This window comes from uncultured Pseudacidovorax sp. (assembly GCF_913773995.1).
GTDB lineage: Bacteria > Pseudomonadota > Gammaproteobacteria > Burkholderiales > Burkholderiaceae_C > Xenophilus.
On record NZ_CAJYES010000131.1, the window covers coordinates 1 to 3,702 of the forward strand.

Consider the following 3,702-nt stretch of genomic DNA (forward strand, 5'->3'; position numbering starts at 1 on the left):
ATGTGGGCGCCGAGGAGGTGATCCCCGACTACGGCGTGATGGGCCCGGTCAAGGCCGCGCTGGAGAGCAGCACCCGCTACCTGGCCACCGAGCTCGGGCCCAAGGGCATCCGCGTCAACGCCATCTCGCCGGGGCCGCTGGCCACGCGGGCGGCGTCGGGCATTCCCAACTTCGAGGCCCTGCTCGACGACGCCCGCCGGCGCGCGCCGCTGCGCCGGCTGGTGGACATCGCGGAGGTGGGCGCCCTGGCCGCCTTCCTGGTCAGCGATGCGGCCCGCGCCATCACCGGCAGCACGCTGTACGTGGATGGCGGCTACCACGTGCTCGGCTGAGCATGGCACGCCGGATCGCCCCGGCATGGACGACGCAAAGCCGGGCCCGGCGAGGCCATCCTGTACCGCGGCGCCGGCCTCGACGTGGTGTGGCCTGCCTTCGTGGCCCTGTTCGTCATCGGACTCGTGCTCTTCGTCATGGCGCTCTCGCGTTTTCGGCGCACCATCAGCCAGATGGCCTGAACGTCCCTGTTCTTCATCGCAAGGAGATTCCCATGCATGACGCCCCTGTCACCCCCCTGCCCGTGGCACTGGCCACGGCCAACACCGCGCTGGCCCTGCGCTCCTTCGCCCTGCTGCAGCAGGCCGGGCGCGAGGCCTGGGAGCGCCGGCTGCGGCTGCTCTCCGACACCGAGGAAGAGGCTGCCTCGCAGGTGGGCCATGCGGCCAACACGGGCGACTGGCAGGCGCTCGGCACCTGGCCCGCCGACCTGCTCTGGCGCGGCACGCAGCGCAACCTGGAGGCCTGGCGCACGCTGGTGCAGGGCGGCCTGGCCAGCCAGACCGAGCTGGCCCAGGGCCTGCGCGAAGCCTGGGCGCAGTGGCAGAAGAGCACGGCCGAGGCCCTGGCCCCGCAGGGCAAGCCCAAGGACGGCGCATGAGCGCGCACAGCACGGATCCGGCCGAGGGCGGCCCGGTGAGCGACGCCGCAGCCGACGCGCCCCTGGCGCTGGTGCGCAACCGCACCTTCGACGAGATCGCCGTGGGCGACAGCGCCAGCCTGCAGCGCACGCTGAGCGCGCAGGACATCCAGCTCTTCGCCGTGCTCTCGGGCGACGTCAACCCGCAGCACCTCGACGCGGAGTTCGCCGCCTCCACCCGCTTCCATGGCGTGATCGCCCACGGCATGTGGGGCGGCGCCCTGATCTCCGCCGTGCTCGGCACGCGGCTGCCCGGCCCGGGCACCGTGTACCTGGGGCAGACGCTGCGCTTCCTGCGGCCGGTTCGGGTGGGCGACACGCTGACCATCCGCGTGACCGTGGCCACCCGCGACGCCGCCAAGAAGCGCCTCACCCTCGACTGCCGTTGTACCAACCAGGCCGGCGAGGACGTGATCGCAGGCGAGGCCACCGTGCTCGCGCCGACCGAGAAGATCGAGCGCCCCGCGGCCACCCTGCCCGAGGTGCGGCTGCATGCGGCCGGCGACGGCCTGCCGCGGCTGCTGGCCCATGTGCGGCCACTGGGCGCCATCCGCGTGGCGGTGGTGCATCCCTGCGACGCGCTGAGCCTGGGCGGCGCACTCGATGCCCGCGCGGCCGGCCTGATCGAGCCCGTGCTCGTGGGCCCGCGCGCGAAGATCGAGGCCGCCGCCCAGGCCGCCGGACTGGACCTGGCCGGCATCGCCATCGAGGACGTGCCGCACAGCCATGCCGCCGCCGCGCGCGCCGCGACCCTGGCCGGTGCGCACGAGGTGGAGGCGCTCATGAAGGGCAGCCTGCACACCGACGAGCTGATAGCCGCCGTGCTCGACGCCGCAGCCGGCCTGCGCACCGGCCGGCGCCTGTCGCACTGCTTCCTGATGCAGACACCGGCCTATCCGCGGCCCTTCATCGTGACCGATGCGGCCATCAACATCGCGCCCGGCCTGGAAGAGAAGGCCGACATCGTGCGCAACGCCATCGCCCTGGCCCAGGCCGTGGGTGTGGCCACGCCCCGGGTGGCGTTGCTGGCGGCGGTGGAGACGGTCAACCCGCGCATGGCCGCGACGCTGGACGCCGCCGCCCTGTGCAAGATGGCAGAGCGCGGCCAAATAGCCGGCGGCGTGTTGGACGGGCCGCTGGCCTTCGACAACGCGGTCTCGGCCGCAGCGGCGCGCATCAAGGGCATCGAGTCGCCCGTGGCGGGCCAGGCCGACGTGCTGGTGGTGCCCGACCTGGAAAGCGGCAACATGCTGGCCAAGCAGCTCGAATACATGGGCGACGCGGCCAGCGCCGGCATCGTGATGGGCGCACGCGTGCCGATCGTGCTGACCAGCCGCGCCGACTCGCGGGCCGCGCGCATCGCCTCCTGTGCCATTGCCGTGCTGCTGGCCCACCGCTGGCGCACCACGCCGCCGTGAATCCCGGAGCAAGCCCGACATGAACACCCATCCGCCCCGAAGGGCTCATGTGCTGCATGCCAAGCCGGAGGTGGCCCGGTGAACGCGACCGCCACCGCCTTCGTCCTGGTACTGAACTGCGGCTCGTCCAGCATCAAGTTCGCCCTCTTCGCCGCTGGCGACGGCGAGCCGCCGCGGCGCCCGGCCTGGAACGGCAAGGTGCAGGACATCGGCGGCCCGGCACCCGACATCGGCGCCAGCGACCTGCCCGTGACGCCCCTGGCGCTGTCGGCCGAGCAGCCCTACCACGACGCCCTGGCCCGCATCCGCGACGAGGTGCTGCGCTGGCTGGCCGGCCGGCCGCTGGCCGCCGTGGCGCACCGCGTGGTGCATGGCGGCAGCCGCCATTTCGCGCCGGTGCGCGTCGATGCGCAGGTGCTGGCCGAGCTGCGCAGCTACATCCCGCTCGCGCCGCTGCACCAGCCCTTCGCGCTGGAGGCCATGGAGATCCTGCTGGCCGAGCGGCCGACGCTGCCGCAGGTGGCCTGCTTCGACACCGCCTTCCACCACACGCTGCCCCAGGTGGAACGGATGCTGCCCTTGTCCTGGGAGGCCTGGGAGCGCGGGCTGCGGCGCTATGGCTTCCATGGCCTCTCGTACGAGTACATCGCCATCGCCCTGGCCGAGCGGCACGGCCGTGCGCCGGCCGAAGCGGCCCGCACCGTCGTCGCCCACCTGGGCAGCGGCGCCAGCCTGTGCGCGATGCAGGGTCTGCGCAGCGTGGCCACCACCATGGGCTTCTCGGCCCTGGACGGGCTGATGATGGGCACGCGCACCGGCGCGCTCGACCCCGGCGCCGTGCTGTACCTGATGGAGATCGAGCGGCTGAGCCTGCAGCAGGTGGGCCACGCGCTCTACCACCAGTCGGGGCTGTTGGGCATCTCGGGCCTGTCGGGCGACCCGCGCGTGCTGCTGGCCCGCGAGGCCGAGGACAGCCCCGAAGGCGAACGCGCCCGGGCCGCGCTGGCGCTCTACGTGCGCCGCATCGTGCGCGAGATCGGGGCGCTGGTCGCCGTGCTGGGCGGGCTGGACCGGCTGGTCTTCACCGCCGGCATCGGCGAACACAACGCCGTGCTGCGCGCGCGCGTGTGCGCGGCGGTGGGCTGGCTGGGCCTGGAGCTGGACGAGGCGGCCAACCAGGCCGACCGGTCCCGAATCTCCACCACCGCCAGCCGGGTCGACGTGGGCGTGGAGCCCACCAACGAGGAATGGATCGCGGCCCGCCATGCGGCGGCGCTCATGACCCCCTGAACACCAAGGAAGAGGACCTTC

The 3,702-nt window shown here is 73.3% G+C and carries 4 protein-coding genes; all 4 read left to right on the top strand.

Annotated features, from left to right (window positions below; genetic code table 11):
• On the top strand, nt 1-332 hold a 332-nt coding region (locus QZ772_RS11945), incomplete at its 5' end, for an SDR family oxidoreductase (protein ID WP_295526365.1).
• A 215-nt stretch (nt 333-547) separates the two neighbouring features.
• Nucleotides 548-934 (top strand): hypothetical protein, encoded by a 387-nt coding sequence (locus QZ772_RS11950; RefSeq protein WP_295526367.1) that lies wholly within the window; start codon nt 548-550, stop codon nt 932-934.
• On the top strand, nt 931-2,391 hold the full coding sequence (locus QZ772_RS11955) for a bifunctional enoyl-CoA hydratase/phosphate acetyltransferase (RefSeq protein ID WP_295526370.1): 1,461 nt from the start codon (nt 931-933) through the stop codon (nt 2,389-2,391). Before QZ772_RS11950 ends, QZ772_RS11955 begins: the two co-directional genes overlap by 4 nt.
• Nucleotides 2,392-2,469: 78 nt before the next feature.
• A complete protein-coding gene (locus QZ772_RS11960) occupies nt 2,470-3,681 on the top strand; it encodes an acetate/propionate family kinase (RefSeq protein WP_295526373.1) in 1,212 nt (403 codons plus the stop codon).
• Nucleotides 3,682-3,702 lie beyond the last annotated feature (21 nt).